General features: G+C 70.1%; 17 protein-coding genes and 2 pseudogenes. 9 read left to right on the forward strand and 10 right to left on the reverse strand.

Annotation, left to right across the window (positions count from 1 at the left end; translation table 11 throughout):
- Positions 1-149 precede the first annotated feature (149 nt).
- The gene (locus tag CG719_RS24160; RefSeq protein WP_100570792.1) at positions 150-815 is read right to left on the reverse strand and encodes a DUF4097 family beta strand repeat-containing protein; all 666 of its coding nucleotides are present in this window, start codon (positions 813-815) and stop codon (positions 150-152) included.
- A 259-nt stretch (positions 816-1,074) separates the two neighbouring features.
- Between CG719_RS24160 and CG719_RS24165 the strand changes: the two genes are divergently transcribed.
- A complete protein-coding gene (locus CG719_RS24165) occupies positions 1,075-1,857 on the forward strand; it encodes a helix-turn-helix domain-containing protein (RefSeq protein WP_100570793.1) in 783 nt (260 codons plus the stop codon).
- A gap of 192 nt (positions 1,858-2,049) precedes the next feature.
- Here CG719_RS24165 and CG719_RS36700 read toward each other — a convergent pair.
- The 7 genes and pseudogenes from CG719_RS36700 to CG719_RS24200 form a co-directional block, all read right to left on the reverse strand.
- A pseudogene (locus CG719_RS36700) lies at positions 2,050-2,436 on the reverse strand (inositol monophosphatase family protein); the annotation flags it as partial.
- 125 nt (positions 2,437-2,561) lie between these two features.
- Positions 2,562-2,912: a dihydrodipicolinate synthase family protein gene (locus tag CG719_RS35225; RefSeq protein WP_234375742.1), complete on the reverse strand. Its 351-nt coding sequence runs from the start codon at positions 2,910-2,912 to the stop codon at positions 2,562-2,564.
- Between the two features lie 133 nt (positions 2,913-3,045).
- Positions 3,046-5,175: a BTAD domain-containing putative transcriptional regulator gene (locus CG719_RS24180; RefSeq protein ID WP_100570794.1), complete on the reverse strand. Its 2,130-nt coding sequence runs from the start codon at positions 5,173-5,175 to the stop codon at positions 3,046-3,048.
- Between the two features lie 243 nt (positions 5,176-5,418).
- On the reverse strand, positions 5,419-5,970 hold the full coding sequence (locus CG719_RS24185) for a DUF3558 family protein (protein WP_100570795.1): 552 nt from the start codon (positions 5,968-5,970) through the stop codon (positions 5,419-5,421).
- Positions 5,971-6,002: 32 nt separating this feature from the next.
- The gene (locus tag CG719_RS24190) at positions 6,003-7,532 is read right to left on the reverse strand and encodes a hypothetical protein (RefSeq protein ID WP_159024946.1); all 1,530 of its coding nucleotides are present in this window, start codon (positions 7,530-7,532) and stop codon (positions 6,003-6,005) included.
- A gap of 485 nt (positions 7,533-8,017) precedes the next feature.
- A complete protein-coding gene (locus CG719_RS24195) occupies positions 8,018-8,665 on the reverse strand; it encodes a DUF3558 family protein (protein ID WP_100570797.1) in 648 nt (215 codons plus the stop codon).
- A 189-nt stretch (positions 8,666-8,854) separates the two neighbouring features.
- The gene (locus CG719_RS24200; protein WP_100570798.1) at positions 8,855-10,288 is read right to left on the reverse strand and encodes a M20/M25/M40 family metallo-hydrolase; all 1,434 of its coding nucleotides are present in this window, start codon (positions 10,286-10,288) and stop codon (positions 8,855-8,857) included.
- Positions 10,289-10,560: 272 nt separating this feature from the next.
- On the opposite strand from CG719_RS24200, the gene CG719_RS24205 reads away from it, so the two are divergent.
- The 3 genes and pseudogenes from CG719_RS24205 to CG719_RS35920 all read left to right on the forward strand — a co-directional run.
- Positions 10,561-11,001 carry an Lrp/AsnC family transcriptional regulator gene (locus CG719_RS24205; RefSeq protein ID WP_100570799.1) on the forward strand — a complete coding sequence of 147 codons (441 nt, stop codon included), beginning with the start codon at positions 10,561-10,563 and terminating at the stop codon, positions 10,999-11,001.
- 63 nt (positions 11,002-11,064) lie between these two features.
- Entirely contained in the window at positions 11,065-14,022 is a 2,958-nt protein-coding gene (locus CG719_RS24210; protein WP_100570800.1) for an aminotransferase, read from the forward strand.
- Between the two features lie 151 nt (positions 14,023-14,173).
- Positions 14,174-14,305, forward strand: a pseudogene (locus CG719_RS35920) (IS21-like element helper ATPase IstB); the annotation flags it as partial.
- A 33-nt stretch (positions 14,306-14,338) separates the two neighbouring features.
- On the opposite strand, the gene CG719_RS24220 reads toward CG719_RS35920, so the two are convergent.
- Positions 14,339-14,983 carry an HAD-IA family hydrolase gene (locus tag CG719_RS24220; RefSeq protein ID WP_100570801.1) on the reverse strand — a complete coding sequence of 215 codons (645 nt, stop codon included), beginning with the start codon at positions 14,981-14,983 and terminating at the stop codon, positions 14,339-14,341.
- A gap of 192 nt (positions 14,984-15,175) precedes the next feature.
- On the opposite strand from CG719_RS24220, the gene CG719_RS24225 reads away from it, so the two are divergent.
- The 4 genes from CG719_RS24225 (at position 15,176) to CG719_RS24245 (ending at position 20,572) form a co-directional block, all read left to right on the forward strand.
- On the forward strand, positions 15,176-15,832 hold the full coding sequence (locus CG719_RS24225; protein WP_100570802.1) for a hypothetical protein: 657 nt from the start codon (positions 15,176-15,178) through the stop codon (positions 15,830-15,832).
- A 140-nt stretch (positions 15,833-15,972) separates the two neighbouring features.
- Positions 15,973-16,560, forward strand: coding sequence for a DUF4240 domain-containing protein (locus CG719_RS24230; RefSeq protein WP_100570803.1), 588 nt, complete (start codon positions 15,973-15,975; stop codon positions 16,558-16,560).
- Positions 16,561-16,931: 371 nt separating this feature from the next.
- Positions 16,932-18,290 carry a lectin gene (locus CG719_RS24240; protein ID WP_100570805.1) on the forward strand — a complete coding sequence of 453 codons (1,359 nt, stop codon included), beginning with the start codon at positions 16,932-16,934 and terminating at the stop codon, positions 18,288-18,290.
- Positions 18,291-18,391: 101 nt separating this feature from the next.
- Positions 18,392-20,572, forward strand: a complete 2,181-nt coding sequence (locus tag CG719_RS24245; RefSeq protein WP_100570950.1) for an RICIN domain-containing protein — start codon at positions 18,392-18,394, stop codon at positions 20,570-20,572.
- Positions 20,573-20,642: 70 nt separating this feature from the next.
- Here CG719_RS24245 and CG719_RS35925 read toward each other — a convergent pair whose 3' ends face one another.
- On the reverse strand, positions 20,643-20,999 hold the full coding sequence (locus tag CG719_RS35925) for a hypothetical protein (RefSeq protein WP_199836759.1): 357 nt from the start codon (positions 20,997-20,999) through the stop codon (positions 20,643-20,645).
- A gap of 350 nt (positions 21,000-21,349) precedes the next feature.
- Between CG719_RS35925 and CG719_RS24255 the strand changes: the two genes are divergently transcribed.
- Positions 21,350-22,207 (forward strand): NAD-dependent epimerase/dehydratase family protein, encoded by an 858-nt coding sequence (locus tag CG719_RS24255; RefSeq protein WP_100570806.1) that lies wholly within the window; start codon positions 21,350-21,352, stop codon positions 22,205-22,207.
- Position 22,208 lies beyond the last annotated feature (1 nt).

The raw sequence follows: 22,208 nt of genomic DNA on the forward strand, positions 1-22,208 counted from the left end.
CTGTATGTGAATCGCAGGCCTCTGAGGACGCCGGCCGCCCTCAAGGTCTGTATGTGGATCGCAGGCTTCTGGGGGCGGCCGGCCGTCGGCGGTGGCCGGCGGGTTGCCGGTCGCGGTGGGGCCGGCCGGGGCGTCCTGGCCCGGCCGGTTCAGAGGCTGCGGGCGGTGATGTCGCCGTGGGAGGTGGTGGCGCGGATGTGGAGTTCGGTGGTGCCGTCGTTCTTCAGGGCGTTGCTGACGCGGCCGTAGGCGGTGTCGGCGTCCAGGGCGGCCGAGACGCCGGTGGCGGCGCCGACCGTGATGTCGCCGGACTGCGTAGTGGCCACCACCGTGCCGCGCATGGCTTCGGTGATGCGGATGTCGCCCTTGGCGGTGATGATCTCGGCGGGGCCGCCGAGCCGGCCGACCTCGATGTCACCGTCGACCGCGGTGAGACGCAGACTCGCCGCCTCGTCGATCTTGATCTGACGGTATGCGCCGTCGAAGGCGACGTCACCGAGGCGGCCGACACCACGCAGCTCGCAGGCGGCGGTCCTGGCCTCGACGCGGGAGCCGGCGGGCAGCTTGACGGTGACCTCCACCGAGCCGGAGGGGCCGAAGAGCTGGTTCTCGGGCTCGGCGGTGCTGATCCGCAGGACACCGTCGGTGCAGGTGACGGTGGTCTGCTCGGCGCTCTGCACGTCGCGCCTCTTGGCAGGGTTCGCGGGCAGAACCTCGACGGTCGTGGTGGCACGGTCGGCGGCGATCAGCTGGATACGTCCGGCGGGGATGTCCACGACGGTCGCGATCGGGGCGGGAGTGTCGAACTTCTGCATGATGCTCTCCTGTACTCACTGGCGTTTCCGACAACAGGAAAGCTACGTTGCTTTCTGCATCACGGCAACAGAGCTTTTGCATGAAAGACGCGTTGACGCAGGTAGAAGCACCTTAATCGTTGCAACGCTCTCTCGCTTAACGCAATGACCGCACAGCCGGTCGTTGCAATGGATTGAAGGCGAAAGCTATGATGGATACGTCAGGCGACACCGAGCAGCACCCCGCGGAGCAGTCCCGGGCAAGGAAAAGGGAGGCGTGATGCCGGGAGGCAGACTCACGCAGGCCGAACGCCAGCAGATCGCGGCAGGACTGACCGACAACCTCGCCTACGCCGAAATCGCCCGGCGTCTGGACCGCCCCACCTCCACGATCACCCGCGAGGTGATGCGCAACGGCGGCCCCGCCGGCTACCGCGCAGACCTAGCCCACCACGCCACCCAACAGCGCACCCACCGGCGCAGGCAGGCCGCACCCCAAGAGGCGCAGAGACTCCAGCAGCCCCACGGCCGCGACGCCGAAGCCGTGCGCGGCTACCAGGAACAACTCACCACCGTCCTCATGGCCTCGGGCCTGCCCAGGATGATGGCCCGGGTCCTGAGCTGCCTCTACACCACCGACACCGGCAGCCTCACCGCATCCGAACTCGCCCAGCACCTCACCGTCAGCCCCGCCTCCATCTCCAAAGCAATCACATTCCTCGAAAGCCTGGACCTCGTCCGCCGCGAACGCGACGAACGCCGCCGCGAGCGCTACGTCGTCGATGACGACCTCTGGTACCAGTCCATGCTCCGCAGCGCCCGCGCCAACGACCACTTCATCGAAACCGCACGCCAAGGCGCCAGCCTCCTCGGCCACGGCACCCCCGCCGCCACCCGCCTCGAAAACGCCGCCCGTTTCCTCGACTTCGTCAGCGAAAACCTCATCCACGCCGCCGAACAAGGCCGCGAAGTCCTCCACACCCGAACAAGGACAACCTCGGACACCATCGCCGAACCGAACCCGCGCGACGGACGAGCAACCGGCCCCACAACCACACCATGAGGCAACACCACCCAGCCGGCCCACGGTTCACCCCCGCGCCCCCGGGCTTCCCCAGAACTCAAGGACCGGAACGCGCCGAAGAGTCCCCGCACTCACCAACGCGAGACTGACCACGCAGCACTCCACACCCCCGCAATGCCCACCAATCACAACGACCCTGAACACGGACTGCACACTCAGGTAGTCATGGCGACCGGGTCGGGCAAGTCCCTCGCCGCTGAGCGGGTCGGCCACCGCAGCTGCACCGCCGCGCAGCGCCACGTTGTCGGCCACGAGCATGTTGCCGACGGCGTAGTTCAGCGTGCCGCACAGGGGATCCACCAACCACTGTCGCGCGGCCTCCGCCGCACTGTGCCGCCCGCCCTCCTCGCCGAGCACACGTGCGTCGGGCCGAGCGGTATGGATGACACTGAGGATCGACTTCTCGGCCTCCACATCCGCGGCGGTCACGAAGTCCCCGGCGCCCTTGTCGATGCGGGTAAGCCGCCGACCGTACATGGTGCGCACCACGTCGGCGCCGGCGCGTGCCTCGGTTATCGCGACGCCGCCATCGCCAAGGCCCGCATATGAGTTGGCCATGTCAGGCAGGACATCGGCGGCAGTGGCTCAGGTCTTCGCCCCACTGCCGACCGACTCCCGGCCGGATCCGGCCGTGGGGATCGAACGGACCTCGGCAGCCGTGGGGGCTGTGCGGTCCGAGGCGGTCACGCCTGGGCTTCCCGGCGCTCCCGCCGCACGCGCATGACCTCCTCGACCTCGTACGGCTTCATCCCGGACGGGGGTGGGGCGATGGCGTCAGCGGCTTGCGCCGCGAGCGGTTCGTACACCGTGCGGGCCTCCGCCGGCTTCCCGGCGACGGCCAGGTCGTACAGAAAGGCGGACTCCGCCGCGAAGACGTTCGGGAAGCCGGCGAACCAGCCGGTGGCGCCCATCAGCAGACTCTCCAGCATGACGTCGTCGGCGCCGTTGATCACTTCCAGGCCCGGCGAGGCGTACCTGGGCCAGGGTTGCCGTGGGTCGGGTTCCCTCTCCGTGATGACCGCGGGATCGCTCATACTCGGCCGCCCGTTCTCGACATGTGGTCGGCGCTTGGCCGGGGATGGTCGCGGTCCGGCGGCCGACGTCCGGTGCGGCCCGGGACCGGGCGTGAGAGACGACCCGTACGCCGCGGGCTTCCCGCCCGGGCGGTCACGCCGTGGGGAAGGGTGCGGGGTGGACATCGATCTCGTCCATGCGCTTGGCGTAGTCGCGGTAGCGGCGGCGTGCTTCGCCGTGACGGCCCGCCGCGGAGAGTGCGGCGATCAGTCCGAGGTGGGCCGACTCGTCGTAGCCGTCCTCGCCGATCAGGCGCAGGTACCAGCCCGCTGCCGCGTCGCAGCGGTCCAGCCGCAGGCAGCGCCGGGCGAGGGTACGGACGACGTCGCGGTGCAGCTCGGCGAAGGCTGCGCGCGGGCGGTCGCTCCACTCCCCGGTGAGCTCACCGTCGTCGCCGAAGTCGCCGGTGTACATACCGACGACCACTTCGAGGCGCGCCACCACGTCGGCGGCGGCCGCCCTGTCCCGGCTGCCCTCGACCGCGGCGTCCGCCGCGATGGCCGCACGGGCCGTGTCGTGGAACCGGACCGTGTCGAGGACGACGTGGTCCGTGTTGAGTCGCACGGTGGAGGTGTCGGTGACCAGAAAGCGGTTGGCCGGGTGCCGCCGCGCCGGGTCGAGGACCGCGCGCACCGTCGAAATCAGCACCGACAGCCGGCGGTTGGCCACCTCCTGAGGCGTCTGCGGCCACAACAGGGCGGCGAGCGCGGTCCGGGTGACCGGTCTTCCCAGCTGACCCGCCAGGACCATGACCAGCTCACGGGCCTTCCGTGACTGCCATCCGGCCGGGGGCACGGGCGTTCCGGAGAGCAGCACCGCCAAGTGGCCCAGGGTCTGCACGGCCACCTCGGGGACCGGCGGCGGACCGATCGCCGCCAGCGGCCCTGCGATGTGCCAGACGTCGTCGCACACCCCGAGCCGGTGCAGCCGCTGCCAGGCGACGTCCTCGGACAGCCGATCGCCCGCATGGCGCGCCCGCAGCAGCGCGTTGGTGGCCAGTGCGATCTCGTTGCCCGCGTCGGTCCAGATCGCGGCCGCCTCCACCAGCCCGGCGGCACGGCGTCCAGCAAGGCGTCCCGGCGCCGTGGCCGCATCACTCCGGTATACGGCGAGCGCGGCGAGTTCCATCGCCTCGGCCAGCCCGGCCGGGTCGCGGCGGCGGCCGGCCTCCGAGCGGACGTCTGCGGCGTACCGGGCGGCCGAGGCGGTGTCTCCGCTGCACAATGCGACCCAGCCCGCGGCCAGCTGACCGGTGACCGGCCCGGCGGCGCTCGGATGCGTGAGAGACAACTCCGCGTACCGCGCCGCCTCGGCCGGATCGTCGGCGTAGCAGGTGCGCGCCAGTCCAGCCCATGCCTGTGCGACGACCTGGGCGTTGCCGTCCGGCTCGGCCATCGCCACGGCCTCGCGGTACGCCGCCATGGCCTGCCAGGAGGAGCCCCGGGCCAGGTGCACCCGGGCGATCATCAGCAGTCCGAACGCGGCGAGCGGGGAGCCCTCCCGCTGCCACAGGGTGAGCGCACGGTCGGCGTCCGCGCGGGCAGCGTCGAGGTCGCTGAGTCCCAGCCAGGCCTCGGCGCGGTTGTGCAGGGCCAGTGCGAGCAGCGTCTGCTGGGGGGCGCCCTCACCGAGACCGATCGCCTCGGTGAGGGCACCGACCGCCTCACGCAGACGCCCCTCCTCGACCAGGCGGGAGCCGACGTTGGAGCGGATCCGCAGTTGCAGGCCTATGTCCCCGGCCCGTTCCGCCGCCGCGAAAGCCATGGCGTAGGCGTGTTCGTTGGCGGCGCGGTCGCCCTCGCTGAAGGCGGCCAGCGCCTGGGCGAGGTAGGCCGCCGCCAGCGCGGCGTCGTCGCGGCTCTGCTCGGCAGCCCGCACCGCCTCGTCTGCAAGGCTCCGCGCCCGCACCCGGTCACCACGGGCCCAGCGTGCTGCCGACCGGCCGGCCAGCAGCTGGGCCCGGTCAGCGCCGGTGTCCCCGGCATCGGCGGCCGCGCGTTCGTACAGCGACTCGGCGCCCTCGAACTCGCCCCGCTGGTGGAGTACCCGGCCGAGCCGCCAGGCCAGTTCGGCAGGCAGCGGCGCGTCCGCCGGGAGCGTTGCGACATGCCGCAGCGCCTCGTGGTATTGCCCCTGTCGCAGCGCCGACTCCGCCAGCCGTGCGACGGTATCGGGGTCGCGCACCCGGTCAGCGCCCGCGGCCCCTCCCGCGCTGGTGGTCACCGCGTCAGGATACTCATGACGAAGGCGGACGGGCCGGGTGGTTTCGGGAAGTCAGGGACTCACTCCGGGCGGGGTTTCTGGCGTGGGTCCCGGTGAGATCTCCGGCGGGCTCGGAGAGCCGGCCCTCACCGAGGTTCTCCGGCGCGTCGATCCGGTACTCGGCGGTGTTGTCGAAGAACGACGGCGACGCTTGGGATCGCAGGAGTTCCTCGGGATGGGACGGGTGCGCACCGCGGACGCGGGTCAGATCCGGGCGGCCACCTTTCGGGCCAGTTCTTCCAGTGGTGTGCGGTTCTCCGCCGGGTCGTTGAGGCGCACCAGGCGGATCGACACCCACAGGTCGGACCTGCGGAGGAAGACCGCCTCGTCCTCGGCGTACGCCTCGTCGCCGACACCGGCCAGCGGCCTCAGCGTGTGTCCGAGGTCGCGTTCGATGTCGAGGTACTTCTTCGCGCCGTCCCCGACGAAGATTTCCACCTGGGCCGTCGGCCCGGTGACGGGACCGGTGTAGGTGCAGGTCTCCCCTACCGGTGTCGCGGGGTCAAGCGCTGTACCGGCCAGCTTCTCGGCCTCCTGCTTGGTCACCAGGGCGCAGGGGTCGACGTCCGCCCCGTTCGGCGGCGGCGCCTCGGCGCTCTTCTCCGGAGTCCGGGATGCCGGGGCCGGGTCAGCCGACGAGGGGGTGGCGGCTGAGGGCTGTCCGTGGCCGCCGCACCCGGACAGCCCGAGCACGGCGAGCACGGCCAGGGGCACCAGTGGCGAAAGCGGGCGGCTGCGGTTGCGGTTGCGGTTCATCGGGATCCTCGCTGTCTGCCTTGGTGTCGGTGTCAGGACTTGCACAGCGGTACGTCCGGCAGCGTCTGCTGTCTGTGGACGAAAGGTGTCAGACTCTCCTGTTGCAGCTCGAACTTCATCGTGGGCAGGACCTTCTTGAGGGCGGCCATGGCCACGGCGGAGACCGAGACCCCCACGCCCCCGCCGACCTTGCCGTCCAGCGTGGCTCCGACACAGCGGGTCAGGGGGGCGCCGAGGGCCGAGCCGTTGGTCACCCCGAAGTCCATGACGAGTTTGGCGTAGGGACCGGCGAAGGCGGCGGGCACACCGACCCCGAACTGGACCTTGAACTCGACGGCTGTGGCGATGCCGCTGACTCCGACGGAGATTCCGGTGATCGAGTCCATGATGCTTTTGATCACCGAGAGCTTGGGGGTGACGATCGCGCCGTTGACCATGCCGATGGCACCGTCGAGCCCCCATTCACCACTGGCGGTCACCGTGGTGTTGTTGCCGCCGAGTGCGGTGGCGACGCTGAACTTCCAGCTGATGCTGAAGGCGAACGGGGTCCCCGCGATCGGCAGGGTCATCTGGACCGGTACCTCGGCCCGGATCTTCGAGTTGTCGATGACACCGTTGGCCGCACCGGCGGCGATACTGATCGCGGCGCTTTTGATCCCCTCGACGGCGAACGTGGCCCCGTCGGCGACCCGACCGCCGGAGATCCGTACATCGGAACGGATGTGCAGCTTCTCCGTCTTCAGCGAGAAGTCGACGAAGACCTTGAGCCCGCCCGCGGCCTTGTGATTGAACTTCAGGCCGAACGCCCCCGGACTGCGGTACGGCTCGGCCTTCCATTCCCCGAGATCCGCTGTGACGCTGCTCGACCTGGCCGGCGGCAGCGTGTCCCCGGCCGCCGCGGCGAGCCGGTCCGGTCCACGTGCGACCACGGTGCCGACACGTCCCGAATGCGCGGCGCGCACCGATGTTCGTCCGATTGTCCGCGCCGTCGTCGGGACGTCCCGCGCGGCATCCTTCGCAACGCCCTTCCCAGCCTCCGTCGCAACGTTCGCCGGGGCATCCGCAGGCACGGTCACCGCCCCGGGCAGGTCCGGGATCTCCAGGTAGTGGAGCGCGCCGTCGTCGATGTCCTGGTCGAGGGTGAGGTGGGCGTCGCGGAAGACCTCGGTGAACTCCACCGGGCCCAGGGTGGCCACGACGTCCCCGTGTGCCCGGCGCACCTTCTGCACCCGCCCCACCGCGCGGCTGGTGGCGTACAGGACCTTTCCGGGCCGAACGTCCTGGGCGCCGCGGGCTTTTCCGTCGAGGGTCCAGGTCAGGCCGTCACTGGATGCCGACCGGATCGCTCGGGGTCCGTCCTCGACGATCACGACGTCGGGCTGGTAGGTGACCGACGGGTCACGGACCGGCCCGGTCCCGTAGGTGAGCGCGGCCTCGGGCGTGTCGGCCGGACCGGAGCCCTCGTGCACGCGCCCGGGTGCGCCACCGCATGCCGCCGTGGTGGCCAGGAGGAGCGCGATCGCGAGCGCTGCGACCCGCCTCCCCGGGCACGCGGCACGCATGGCCCACCCCCGGCGCAGAGCCGTAACCCCCCGTGACACAGCCGACGACAGCCGGATGATTCTCATGCCGTGATCCGTTCGCCATGGCCGACGCGCGCGGCGCCGTGTCCCCCGCGGACCATCATCGACTGGCGTGTTCGCGCCCTGTTCAGGAATCCTTCGGGCCACTGGTAGCTGCGTCGTCTCTCGTGGCCGCTGCGGCTGCCGGGCAGCGGCGGCAGTCGACGGACGGCCTCGTGGACTGCTCCGCCACCGGCCGCGTCACGCATGCGCACACCCACGCGGACGTGCGGGGTTCCGGGCACGGCCGGACGAGGTGGGTCCCGGGAACGGTCCGCGCGGCACGACCACACTTCTGCCCGTGCCCGGCCCTCTCCTCCGGACCGACCGCCGGGGCACCGGGCACCAACTGCCCCGGCACGTGCCCACGCCGAACGCGCACCGGGCTCGTGGGGTGCGGCTCGGCGCGGGTCCGGCTGCCGGTGTCAGATGCGGGCGGCCACCGTCCGGGCGAGTTCGTTCAGCCGTCCGGCGTTGTCCGCCCTGTCCGCCACCACGGTCATCGCGACCCAGGTGCCCGACTTCCGGAAGAGCACGGCGAAGGTCCCGTGGTCGGAGGCGTCGTAGGAGTAGGCCTCCTCGCCCACGCCGGAGAGCCGCCTCTTGTGAGCTCCCGCGAGCATGTCGTCGGCGAAGGCCTTGGCTTCGTCGCCCTGTACGGTCGAGGAGATCAGCACCCCTTCGTGCGAGTACTCGCAGCCCGTGGTGTTGAACTCGCTCGTCTTCGCCGTGACGGACACGCCTCCCAACTGCTGCACCTCCTGGACGGAGACGAGCCCGCAGGGGTCCGCCGGCGGCCTTTTCGCCGGAGTTCCGCCGCTGTCGCCCGTGCGGGCCGTGGCGTCCGACCGCGGTCGGTCGGCGGCCGAGGGAGACCCCTCGCCGGAGCCGCCGCACCCGGCCGCGGCGAGCGTCACGAGCAACGACATGGTCAGCACCGGAGCATACCGCGAGCGTTTTCGGAACATCATCAGCCAGACCTCCTTGTCACCATCGCCGCAGACCTGGCGCCGCGTGAGGGCGGCGGCTGCGGCCCCGTACCATCCGGACCGGTCCACCGTCCTGATCAGCATGGACGCTAGTGTTCGCGCCCCGTTGGGGAATTCTTCAGGTGACCAAAGGCGCCGCTCGCCGCCGACTGGGCGAGCACAGCCCGCGCTTGTGCGCGGGACTGGTGACGGACACCCTGGAATCGATCGGCCGACGCGGTGGGGCGGGACGGTTCGGGGTGGCCGCTCCCCAGGGAACGGCCATGCCCGTGGTCAGGGCTTCGGAACCGGGAACGCCACCGGGCCACGCAGGCCGGCCCGGTTCACCGCGCGAACACCGAAGTAGACATTGTCCTTGGACAGTTCCACCGTGTGGCTGGTTGCATCACCGACCTCGGTCACGTGGGTCCACTCGGGCGCCGTGGTCTCCCGCCACACCACCTCGTACCCGGCCAGGTCCGCCTCCGTACCGCGCTCCCACACCAGCTCGGTGTCGTTGGTCAGCTTGCTGGTGACGATCCCCACGCCCCTCGGGGTGCCGGGGGCCTGTGCGAGGGTCCACAGTGCGGCTCCGTTGACCTTGGCCACGCGCTCGATGAAGCCGAAGTCGCAGAACTCGGGCAGGTCGCCGAACTGTTTGCCGTCGACGACCTTCACGTCCTGGTGCTGGTGTGCGTAGTCCTCGGCGGGCTCGGTGAAACGGGCGGCGGCGAAGCCTCGTTCGAGGAAGGGGATGTGGTCGCCGCCGCGCAGATACCGGTCGCGGCGGTAGACGACGCGTACGTTCATGCCCGTCGCGCCGTTGACCGCGACATCGCGTACGAAGCGGGCGAGCTGTCGGGACGGGGAGTCGTTCTCGCCGCCCACCGAGCGGCGGGTGGCCGCCTGTTCGGAGGTCTCGGAGGTGGGCACGCCCTCGGCGAACAGCCGGATCGTGTACGGGTCGCGGGTGCCGTCGTCGGCGGTGGAACTGCCGACGATGTCATTGGTGAACATGGCCTGGAGGTCCGCACCGGCAGTCTTGAACTGCTCGGCCATGTGGGCAGCTCCGAGCAGGCCCTGTTCCTCGCCCGCGACGGCCGCGAAGACGATGGTCGCGGCGGGACGCCTGACCGCCATCACGCGTGCCAGCTCCATGGCCACCGCGACACCGGAGGCGTCGTCATCGGCACCGGGCGCATCGCTGCCGGCGTCCATGACGTCGGTGGCCCGGGAGTCGTAGTGCCCGGAGACGACGTACACGCGATCGGGGGCGGCCGAGCCACGGAGGGTCGCGACGACGTTGGTGATGCGGGTCGGTACGGGGACGCGCGGTACGGGCTGTTGTACGAACGACTGCAGTTCGACGGTCATCCGGCCGCCCGAGGCAGCGGCGTACTTCTTCATTTCGGAGAAGATCCAGTCGCGGGCCGCGCCAATGCCCCGCCGCGGATCGTCCTGGCTGGACAAGGTGTGCCGGGTACCGAAGGAGGCGAGCTTGCGCACTGTCGCCTCGATACGGTCGCGGTCGATCTCCTTGAGAAGTTGACGCAGTTCGCGGGTGGGATGTTGGGCGGTGGCAGGCCGGCCGGCAGGCTCGTTGCCGCTGTTGGCGGCGGCTGCGGGCGCCGCGCCGGCCGATGCCGACGCGACGCCCAGTGCCGCGGCTCCGGCGGCCGCGGAGAGGACGGTTCGGCGGTGGGGTCCCGTGCGGGGCTGTTGTGACATGAGAGCTATGGTCATGACCCTGCCAAGCATGCACAAGGGGCACCTTCAGGCTCGCCTGCTGCGGCACGGACGAAAACCGATGACCCGCCGGCGTCGGCTCGGTCAGCCGGCACGGCCGGGAACCTGACAGGGCTCCGGCGCGCCCACAAAAGCCTGCGAGCCGGGGTTCGCTCGATTCCGTCGTCAGCACACTTGATTCGAGCGAAGTGATCCGTCATCGTACTTGAAACGACGACACGACTTGCCGTTCATGCAGATGAGGGAGGTCCTTCATGGACGACATCGACCGGGCCATCCTGCGGGAGCTGCAGGTCGACGGTCGCATCCCCTACGCCGAGCTGGGGCCCAAGGTGGGACTGTCGCCCTCGGCCGCGAGGCACCGGCTGCAGCGCCTGCTGGACACCAAGGCGGTCCAGGTCGTCGGGGTGACCGACCCGATGACCATGGGCCAGCAGACGATGGCTCTCCTGGGCCTGCGCATCGGGGGCGATTCCCGGGCGGTGGCCGATGAACTGTCCCGGCATGAAGAAGTCGTGTACACAGTCCTGACTTCTGGCCGCTACGACCTGTTCACCGAGGTCGTGTGCGGTCGCCCCAGTGATCTTCTGGACTTCATCAACGACGTCGTACGGGCCGTCGAGGGCGTCGCATCCGTGGAGAGCTTCCCCTACTTCGCGATTCACACGCACCGCTTCTTGTGGGAAGTCGACTGAGGCAGCCGAGCGTCCGAGCCCAGCCTGCCCACACCACGCTCCACACCAGCCGAGGAACCTTGCATGCCGCACGACGAGTACCGCACCATCGACTTCTTCAGCCAGGAAGCGCTTCCGGTGCCACAGGTGACACCCGCTCAGGCAGAGGGCATTGCCGCCCAGTGCTTCGGCATGAGCGCTCACGCGGAGGCGCTGGGAAGCCAGCAGGACGCCAACTTCCTGCTGTGCGACGATGACGGGACGGCCTTGGCGATTCTGAAGATCGCCAACCCCGCCTTCAGTCCTACGGAGATCGAAGCCCAGGACACCGCCGCCGAACTGATCGCCGCGGCTCACCCGGAACTGCGCATCGCCACCGTCCTGCGCCACCCCGACGGCTCCCCGTACTGCACGACGGTGGACACCGAGAGCGGGCCGGCCGTCGCGCGGCTCCTGCGGTACCTGCCCGGCGGCGCGCTCTCGGGACCACGGCACCTGTCCCCGGGCACCGTGGCAGCCATGGGCACGATCGTCGGGAAGGTCAGCACCGCCCTGCGCGACTTCCACCACCCGGGCCTCGAACGCGTTCTGCAGTGGGACCTGCGGCACGCCGACCGCGTCGTCGCCAAGCTCGCAGAGCACATCGACGAGCCCGACCGGCGCGCCGCCGTTCAGGCCGCGACAGCCGACGCCTGGGCGCGGGTCCAGCAGCTTGCCGCCGTGCTCCCGTCGCAGGCGGTGCACCTGGACCTCACCGACGACAATCTGATCTGTTCTCCCGATCACCGCCTGCCCGTGCCCGACGGAGTCATCGACTTCGGTGACGTGACCACGAGCTGGGCGGTCGGCGAACTGGCCGTTTCGCTCTCCTCGATGCTCCACCACGACGGGGTCGAGCCCCATCACCTGCTGCCCGCCGTCCGGGCCTTCCACGCCGTTCGGTCGCTGTCCCCGGAGGAGGCGGAGGCGTTGTGGCCGCTCGTGGTCCTGCGCGCGGCCGGCCTGGTCGCCAGCGGGCGGCACCAGGCCGCCGTCGACGAGGACAACGCCTACGCCAAGGCCGCGCTCGACCGCGAGTGGCACATATTCGAGCAGGCCACCCGACTGCCCCTGCCAGTGATGGTCCACCTCATCAAGGACGCGATCGGCCTGGCCGACGTCCCTGCCCGCGCCGATTCACCGGCGCACTTCCTGCTGCGCGGCCTCGCCGCCGACGACATCACCCTCCTCGACCTGTCCACCGGCGCCGACTCCATGGACCACGGAGCCTGGCTCGAAGCCGGCACCGAGGACCGGCTCGCGGCCTCCGCGCTCGCGGACGGAGCGGCCGCGGTGGCCACCCGGTACGCGCATCCACGACTCACTCAGGCTCCGGCACTGTCAGCCGTCTCCGCTCCCACGGTACCCACCGGCATCGACCTGTGGCTCGGCCGGCCCGATGTGGCGCGGGCCCCGGCCGCGGGGAAGGTCCTCGCCGCGGCACCGGGCCGCGTGGAGATCACCTACGGCCCGCGGACGCTGACGTTGTCCTTCCCCCGCACGGTTCACCCAGTGGTCTCCACCGGCTCGACAGTCCAGGCGGGCGAGGACCTCGCCCATCTCCCCTCAGGAACTCCGCTCCACCTTGCGCTGCGTGACACCGACGGCCCCTCCGTCCCTGCCACCGTGCGCCCCGAGTACGCCGCCGGCTGGCTCGCGCTCACCGCAGACCCCGCCCCGCTCATCGGTCTCCGGGCCACCGACCGTGCGCAGGACAGGGACCTGCTCGACCGACGTGACGCCGTGTTCGCGACCGTGCAGGAGCACTACTACACCGAACCTCCCCGCGTCGAGCGCGGCTGGCGCCACCATCTGCTCTCCACCGACGGCCGCTCCTACCTCGACATCGTCAACAACGTCACCCCGCTGGGCCATGCACACCCCCGCGTCGAGCGGGCGGTCTCCCGGCAGTTGCGACGACTCAACACCAACTCACGATTCCACTACGCCTCGGTGGTGGAGTTCACCGAACGCCTCGCCGCCCTCCTGCCCGCGCCCCTGGACACGGTGTTCCTGGTCAACTCCGGTTCCGAGGCAGTGGATCTGGGCCTGCGGCTGGCCATCGGAGCCTCCGGACAGCACGACGTCGTCGCTCTGCGAGAGGCATACCACGGCTGGACCTACGCCTCCGACGCGGTCTCCACCTCACTCCAGGACAACCCGAACGCCCTGGCAACCCGGCCGGGTTGGGTCCACACCGTGGACTCGCCCAATTCCTATCGCGGCCTGCACCGCGGGGCGGACGCGCTGCGCTACGGGCCCGAGGCCGCCGCGGTGATCGACGAACTGGCCGCCTCCGGCCGCCCGGCAGGGGCTTTCCTCAGCGAGACCTTCTACGGCAACGCCGGAGGAGTCGCCCTGCCCGACGGCTATCTCGCCGAGGTGTACGCGGCGGTGCGCCGTCACGGTGGCCTGGCCGTCGCCGACGAGGTCCAGGTCGGCTACGGCCGCCTCGGACACTGGTTCTGGGGCTTCGAACAGCAGCAGGTCGTCCCCGACGTCGTCTGTGTCGCCAAGGCCATGGGCAACGGGCACCCCCTCGGTGCCGTCATCACGTCCAAGTCGGTTGCGGACCGGTACCGCGACCAGGGTTACTTCTTCTCCTCCACCGGTGGCAGCCCGGTCTCCAGCGTCGTGGGCCTCACTGTCCTGGACACCCTGCGCGATGAGGACCTCCAAGGCAACGCGGTGCGCGTCGGTGGCCGTCTGAAGAGCCGACTTGAGGCACTGGCCGGCCGCTACGGCATCATCGGCGCTGTCCACGGCTCGGGCCTCTACCTCGGCCTCGAACTCGTCCGCGACCGCGTCACCTTGGAACCCGCCACGGAAGAGACCGCCGAACTCTGCGACCGCGTGCTCGACCTCGGTGTCATCGTCCAGCCCACCGGTGACCACCTCAACATCCTGAAGATCAAGCCGCCGTTGTGCATCGACACCACCGCGGTGGACTTCTTCGTCGACATGCTGGACCACGCCCTCGCCCAACTCGGTCACTCTCGCTGACGTCGTTCGTCCGGAGGCCGGATCGGACGCTGCCTCCCAGATGGGTGCCGGCCCGTCGGCGTAGCCGTCGTCGCCGGCGGGCTCGCATCCGCGGCGCGGGGTGCGGCACCCATTCGGTAGGCGGCTCGTCCGAAAATCCTTCTGCGGCTGAACGAAGACCTTCACCGACCCCTGACTCTGCGCGGCCATCGCCGACCGCCTCACCTTCAACGGCGCGATCATCCGGACCGGCACCGAGTGCCGTCTCGCGCACACCGGGGCCCAAGCCGAGCGGGCCGGCTGACCCGGGGAGGGCAAGACCAGACCGTCGGTTCTTCTACGCCGACGGGCCGGTCGACAGCAGTGCGGCCGCCCTCAGATAGGCGGCCGTATCCGCGTGCGTGTCGAAAAACAGATCCGCTGGGCGCAGATCGTCCCGGTGATGCGTCGAGGTGAAGCCGGCCACCCGACACCCAGCCGCCTTCCCGGCAGCCACCCCGGCAGGCGCGTCCTCCACGACCAGACACGCCGACGGTTCCAGGCCGAGAGCGGCCGCCGCCTTCAGATAGCACTCGGGCGCGGGCTTGGCCTGCACAACATCGCTCCCATAAACCTGCACCCGCGGCAGCGGCAGACCCGCCGCCGCGAACCGGGCATGCACGGACCCCCGGTCGCCCGAGGTCACGATGGCCCAGGCGTCCACGGGCAGCGCCGACAACAGCTCGACGGCGCCATGGACCGCAGGAAAGGCATCCTGTTGCTGATCCAGGAGTTGGTCGAGCACCAAGCGCTCTTGCGAGGGATCCAGTTCCGGGGCTGTCAGCCTCACCGTGTCCTCCGGCCGCCGACCGAACGTCAACGGCCAAACCACACTGGCGTTCAGGCCCCGCAGCCCCGCCCAGGCACCCCACACACGCCGATGCGCCTCAGCCGAGTCGAGCAAGACCCCGTCCACGTCGAACAGCACCGCACCGAGCGTCATGATCCCTCCCCGTCGAGATCTTCCAAGACCAGACGACCACCGCAGTGACATCCAATCTCATCGACATCGATCACGACGACTGGACCCGAGTTACTCGCCAACTCGCCTCGAAACGATTTCCGACGCGAGTTGCCGACACTTCCCACCTGCGGGTTCGTGACCCCGCCCCTGAGTGATGGATACCGTCGGGGCATGACCACCGACTCAACCGAAGGCACGATATCCACCGTTCCCGGCCAGGGGCGGCCGGGGCAGCGGATCGGCAACCTCCTCGCCTACCTGACCACGCCGCTTCTGGTGGTGGTACCGGCGATGCTCGTGCGAGCCGGTCTGGTCGACGACGGGCTGTGCCTGTTCGCGATGTTCTCGCCCCTGCTCGGTGCCGCAGCGGTGTACGGCGTCAATCAGGGCTGGCACGCACAACTGCACGCAGGCGGTCTGCTCTCCGCCCGCACGCTCACCGGCCGACGCACCGTCGATCTCACCCAGCTCAAGAAGGTCGGTTGCCTGGAGATCTCCGGACGCGGTACCTCCGCTGCCTGGCTCGTCCTCACGGACGTACACGGCACCCGAATCATCATCGACAAGCTCGCAGGTGGCAAAGGAACACCTGACACCGCAGTGCGCGAGGCGCTGCTCGAGCGCTCGGGCTCACCCGTTCTCGTCTCCGGCCGGGCGGCCGAGCGGTTGCGTGTGGAAGTCGGCCGCGGGTGGGGCAACCGGCTGCAGCCGGGACGCTCCCTGTCCAACCTGCTTGCCGCGTTCCTCCCACTGCTTCTGGCCCTGGTGGGCATGCCAGTGAGCCTTGGTCTCCTGGTTCTGAGCCTGGCACTCGGCAACGTCTTTTGACGTTCCGTTGGCGTGCATCTCTGATGCCGGTCGACGTTGCAACGCCGATGGCCGTAGCGCGGAGGCCCGAGCTTCCTGCCGCCCAGCGGCACGTCCAATCCCCGCAGTCAGTTGTCAGGGCCAGGTGAGAAGGTGCGGCCATGAACGTCGACGACTTCTGGACCATCATCGAAACAGCGCGCACCGACGCCGCCTCGGCCTCCGGCGACCCGGGCCAGGCATTCGCATCGGCCCTGGTCGAACGGCTCGCGGCGACGTCGAAGCAGACGATCCTCGAATACCAGCAGTGCTTCGACCAGCTCCACGGGGCCATCCACCGCTGGGACTTGTGGGCTGCCGGCTATCTGATCGGCGGAGGCTGTTCCGACGACGCCTTCATGGACTTCCGTGCCGGACTCATCGCGCAGGGCCGGGATTGGTACGACCGGGCCGCCACCGCACCCGATGTTCTCGCCGTGCATCCAGACGTCATCGCTGCGGCAGCCGAAGGCAGCGACGAGGCGCTGTTCAACGAAACGGTCAATTACGCGGCCTCCTACGCATACAGGCGCATCAACGGCGACGAGGACGACTGCACCTTCTACGACGACTACGACCAGTTCCGCGGCCCCCGAACCGACCGCGAACCAGCCGATATGGGCGAGAGCTTCGACTTCGACGACGCCTCGGAAATGCATGCCCGTCTTCCCGGACTGGCCCGCCTCTTCCTCGATCACGACGACGACTGAGTTCGCCGGCTCCTCACCACCAAGTTCAGAGAACAGATCTGCGTCCGGATGAACCGCTACTCGGTCCCAGTCCGGCTGATCGACCGCACCGTACGCGCCATGCTCCACGCCTCCGAGCTCGTGGTCCAGTACCTGCATCTGCCCCCGGTTCCGGACCGGGTCGGTGGTGTCCGCCGGGCCTCCACCGGTGTTCAACTCATCGCGGATCGAGGCGATTGCATCCCAGGTGCTGCTTCATCTCTTGACGGCGATGGTCCGGACCTTTAGCTTCACGCCTTAAACAAAGTACATGGAATGCGCTCAACGTCCGTGCGTCACGGCGGTGTTGGGGCCGCGTTCCGCCACCCCCACGTGAAAGGCCAACTCCCCCCATGGCCAGACCTCTGCTCGCAGTCGCGTCACTCGCCGCACTCGCCCTCTCCGCCGGCCTCCTCATGGCCGGCCCTGCCCAGGCCGCCACCGGCACCATCACCGGACTGGCGGGGAAGTGTCTCGACGTCGCCGGTGCCGGCTCGGCCGACGGCACGGCCGTGCAGCTCTACGACTGCAACGGCACCGCCGCCCAGCAGTGGACGGCCGGCTCCGACGGCACCATCCGCGCTCTCGGCAAGTGCCTCGACGTCACCGGCGGTTCGACCGCAGACGGTGCCAAGGTCCAGCTGTGGTCCTGCACCGGCGCCGCCAACCAGAAGTGGACCGTCACCGCCGCGCGCGACATCGTCAACCAGCAGGCCAACAAGTGCCTGGACGTCACCGACAAGTCGTCGGCCAACGGCGCCCGCGCCCAGATCTGGTCCTGCACCGGCGCGAGCAACCAGAAGTGGACCGCGCCCGCCGCGGACGGCGGCCCCCCGCCGGCCACGTCCATGGCCGTGGCGCCCTACCTCTACAACGGCTGGGGCAGCCCGCCGAGCCCGACCACGATCACCAACGCCACCGGCGTCAAGTGGTTCACGCTCGCCTTCGTCCTCAGCAATGGCTACTGCAACCCCCAGTGGGACGGCAGCCGGCCGCTCACCGGCGGCGTCGACCAGCAGACCGTCAACACCGTGCGCGCGAACGGCGGCGACATCATCCCCTCCTTCGGCGGCTACAGCGGCAACAAGCTGGAGAGTTCCTGCTCCAGCGCGGGCGAACTCGCCTCCGCGTACCAGAAGGTGATCAGCGCCTACGGTCTGAAGGCCATCGACATCGACCTCGAAGCCGACGCGTACAGCAACCCGACCGTCCAGCAGCGCACGGTCGACGCGTTGAAGACCGTGAAGGCCAACAACCCTGGTCTGAAGGTGTACATCACCATCGGCACCGGGCAGAGCGGCCCTGACACCAGTCTGATCAACCGGGCTGCCTCCTCCGGCCTGGCCGCCGACGCCTGGGCCATCATGCCGTTCGACTTCGGCGGTGCCGGACGGAACATGGGCAACCTGACCGTGCAGGCCGCCGAGGGCCTCAAGAACGCGCTGAAGAACGCGTACCACTACAGCGACGACCAGGCCTACCGCACCATGGGCATCTCGTCGATGAACGGCATCACCGACCAGAACGAGACGGTGACGGTCGCGGACTTCCGTACCATCCTCGGCTACGCCCAGCAGCACCACCTGGCCCGGCTGACCTTCTGGTCGGCCAACCGCGACCGCCCGTGCACCGGCGGCCCGGCCGACAGCTGCTCCGGCGTCGGCCAGTCCGCCTGGGACTACACACGCGTCTTCGCCGCCTACACCGGCTGATCGCATCCCCCATCCCCATCGGCCGACCCGTTCGGCAAGGAGGACCCGTGTTCCGACTCCCACGCCCCGCCACCAGATACCTGGCCGCAAGCCTGGTCACCATGACGGCGGCGTCCTTCCTCACGGCCGCTCCCGCGGGCGCCGCGACTCCCGCGGACCCCGGCACGTCCGCCCCGCGCGCGGCCGCCGCCGCGGCCGCCGCCCTGCCCACCGACTGGGCCACCGTCGTCAACGCGGTCAGCGGCAAGTGCCTCGACGCCCGCGCCGCCGGCACCGCAAACGGCACGGCGGTTCAGCAGTACACCTGCAACAACTCCACCGCGCAGCAGTGGAGTTTCACCGCCACCAGCGGCAGCTACGTACGCATCAACAACCGCAACGACGTCGGCCAGGTCGTGGACGTGACGAACGTGTCCACGGCCGACAACGCCCCGCTCCAGCTGTGGGCCTACGGCGGCGGTGCCAACCAGCAGTGGCTGCCCGTCGACGAGGGCGGCGGCGCCTACCACTTCGTCAACCGCAACAGCGGCAAGTGCCTGGACGACCCCGCCGCCTCGACCGCCGACAGCGTGCAGCTCGTGCAGTACACCTGCAACGGCACCGCCGCCCAACGCTTCCAGGTGACCCCCGTGACCCCGCCCGCGGGATCGACGGACCTCGGCCCGAACGTGGTCGTCTTCGACCCGTCCATGTCGTCGTCGACGATCCAGAGCAGACTGAACTCGATCTTCAAGCAGCAGGAGACCAACCAGTTCGGCTCCCAGCGCTACGCCGTCATGTTCAAGCCTGGCACCTACAGCGCCGACGTCAACGTCGGCTTCTACACCCAGGTCCTCGGCCTCGGCCTGACCCCCGACGCGGTGACCGTCAACGGCGCGGTGCACGCGGAGGCCGACTGGTTCCAGGGCAACGCCACGCAGAACTTCTGGCGCGGCGCAGAGAACCTGTCGGTCAACCCGACCGGCGGCAACGACCGTTGGGCGGTCTCGCAGGCGGCCTCGTACCGCCGGATGCACCTGCGCGGCAACCTCGCGCTGGACGACGGCGGCTGGTCCAGCGGCGGTTACCTCGCCGACAGCAAGATCGACGGCCGGGTCAACTCGGGCAGCCAGCAGCAGTGGCTGACCCGTAACGCGCAGCTCGGCGGCTGGACCGGGTCCAACTGGAACATGGTCTTCGTCGGCAGCCAGGGCGTGCCCGCCACCAGCTTCCCGAACCCGCCGTACACGACGGTCGCGCAGAGCCCGGTGACCCGCGAGAAGCCCTTCCTGTACGTGGACGGGGCCGGCGCCTACCAGGTGTTCGTCCCGGTGGTGCGCACCAACTCCACCGCGACCAGCTGGGCGAGCGGCAGCGCCGCCGGCACCTCCCTGTCCCTGGACACCTTCTACGTCGTGAAGCCGGGCGCGACCGCCGCGCAGATCAACACCGCCCTGGCCTCGGGCAAGAACCTCCTGGTCACACCCGGTGTCTACCACCTCGACCAGACCCTGCGGGTGACCCGGCCCGACACCGTCGTCCTGGGCCTCGGCCTCGCCACGCTCATACCGGACAACGGGGTCACGGCGATGACTGTCGCGGACGTCGACGGTGTGAAGATCGCGGGCGTCCTCTTCGACGCGGGCACCACCAACTCGCCCACGCTGCTGGAGGTCGGCCCGCGCGGCTCCACGGCCTCCCACGCGGCGAACCCGGCCTCCCTGCACGACGTGTACTTCCGCGTCGGCGGCGCGGGCGTCGGCAAGGCGACCACCAGCCTCGTCGTCAACAGCGCCAACGTCATCGGCGACCACATGTGGATCTGGCGCGCCGACCACGGCAGCGGCGTCGGCTGGACCAGCAACACCGGCGACACCGGACTCGTGGTGAACGGCGACAACGTCACGATGTACGGCCTGTTCGTCGAGCACTACCAGAAGTACCAGACCGTCTGGAACGGCAACGGCGGCCGGACGTACTTCTACCAGAACGAGATGCCCTACGACCCGCCCAACCAGGCGGCCTGGATGAACGGCTCCACCCAGGGCTACGCCGCCTACAAGGTGGCCGACTCCGTCACCAGCCACCAGGCGTACGGCCTCGGCAGCTACTGCTACTTCAACGTCAATCCGAGCGTGACCGCCGCGCGTGCCATCGAGGCACCGAACAACCCGAACGTGCGCTTCACCAGCATGGTCACGGTCTCCCTCGGCGGCACGGGCACCATCAGCCGCGTCATCAACAACACCGGAGGCCCGTCCAACTCCGCCAACAACGTCGCGAACCTCACCAGTTACCCGTAACCGTCCCAGGTCATGACGGGCGACGGCCCCGCAGCCCTGGCTGCGGGGCCGTTGGCACGGTGCAGTCCGATCAAACGCCGGCCGGCGCGCACTGGCCACGGCCGGCCTCCGCCGGGCCCGCCGTGGACGGGCGGACGCCGAAGTCGAACACGGCCGCGGGCAGGCACAGCGAGCAGCAGGCGTTCAGGGTGCCGACGATGCCGCTGATGCGTCCCTCCATGGGGGCGGCGGGGATGCACGTCACCCGCGCCGGGTCGTCCCCGATGACGGGGATCATCGCGGGTGGCGTACCGGCGGCGACGAAGGCGTGGCCGCCGGTGAAGCTGCTGCCCCACACGCCGATGCGGTCAGGGTCCACTTCGGGCCGGTTCTGGGCGTAGGTGAGCGCGTGCTGGTCCGAGTCGCCGAAGCCTCGGTTGTCCCACACCACCGCGGCGGGGCCGGCGGCGGCGAAAACCTCGGCGAAGCCGTCGAGGTAGATCCGTCGGGTCGCCGATCACCCGTGCGCCATCACCGCGCACGGGGGCGGGACCGTGGCTCGGTCGGGTATCGCAGCCCGGCAGCCCGCGCTGTCGCGACCGCGCCGTCCTCGGCGGTCGCAGCTCTGTCGGCGGCGGGCGGCGGCGTACCGGCCGGGGACGTGCACTGCGGTGATCGCGGCACCCGCTGTCCCGGTCTGATGCCGGAGCGGCATCACAGCGGGCGGGACAGGTCTTGGACGCACCCACCCCGTCGGGCGCAGGCTGAAAAAGATCCCGAAACGAGAGGACGATCGTCATGAAGGTCTTCGTCACCGGCGGCTCCGGTTACATCGGTACGGCCGTCATCAAGGCGCTGAACCGCCACGGTCACACCGTGCGCGCTCTGTCCCGCAGCGAACACGCGGCCCGGGCGGTCCAGCACCTTGGGGCGGCTTCGGTCCGCGGAAGCCTGGGGGACCTGGCCGTTCTCAACGACGCGGCGGCACACGCCGAGGCCGTGATCCACCTCGCCCAGGCTCAGACAGGAGAGGAGGACCTCGCCGCGGCCACCGCCATGCAGGACGGTCTCGGCCCCGGCCCCTACCTCCACACCGGCGGCACGTGGGTCTACGGCGACACCGACGGCGTCGTGGACGAGGACGCTCCCTGGAACCCGCCGGCCCTGGTCGCCTGGCGCAAGCCCGTCGAGGACGCCGTCCTGGCCCGCGCCGCCCGCGGCGGCCGTCCCGTGATCATCCGCCCCGGACTGTTGTACGGCGGGGACAACCGGCTCATCGAGACCTTCTTCACCCGGCCCGGCCGGGAAGCCGGCGCCATCGCCTACATCGGCGACGGCTTTCAGCACTGGGCCCTGGTCCACGTCGAGGACCTCGCCGAACTCTACGTGGCGGCCCTGCGCGCCAAGGCCGGTTCAATCTACGCGGGTGTGGGCGGCATCAGTCCGACGGCCCGGGAGGTCGCACAGGCCGTCAGCCACGGGGCCGGGCTGGCAGGCAAGACCGTGTCCATCACGCTGGAGCAGGCGCGCGCCGACATGGGCCCCATCGCTGACGCCTTCGCCCTGGACCAGCAGATCACCCCGACCCGCGCCCGCGCCGAACTCGGCTGGGCCCCCGCATTCACCGACCCGCTGGCCGTCTTCGCTCAAGAATGAT

This window comes from Streptomyces sp. CB01373 (assembly GCF_002803075.1).
GTDB lineage: Bacteria > Actinomycetota > Actinomycetes > Streptomycetales > Streptomycetaceae > Streptomyces.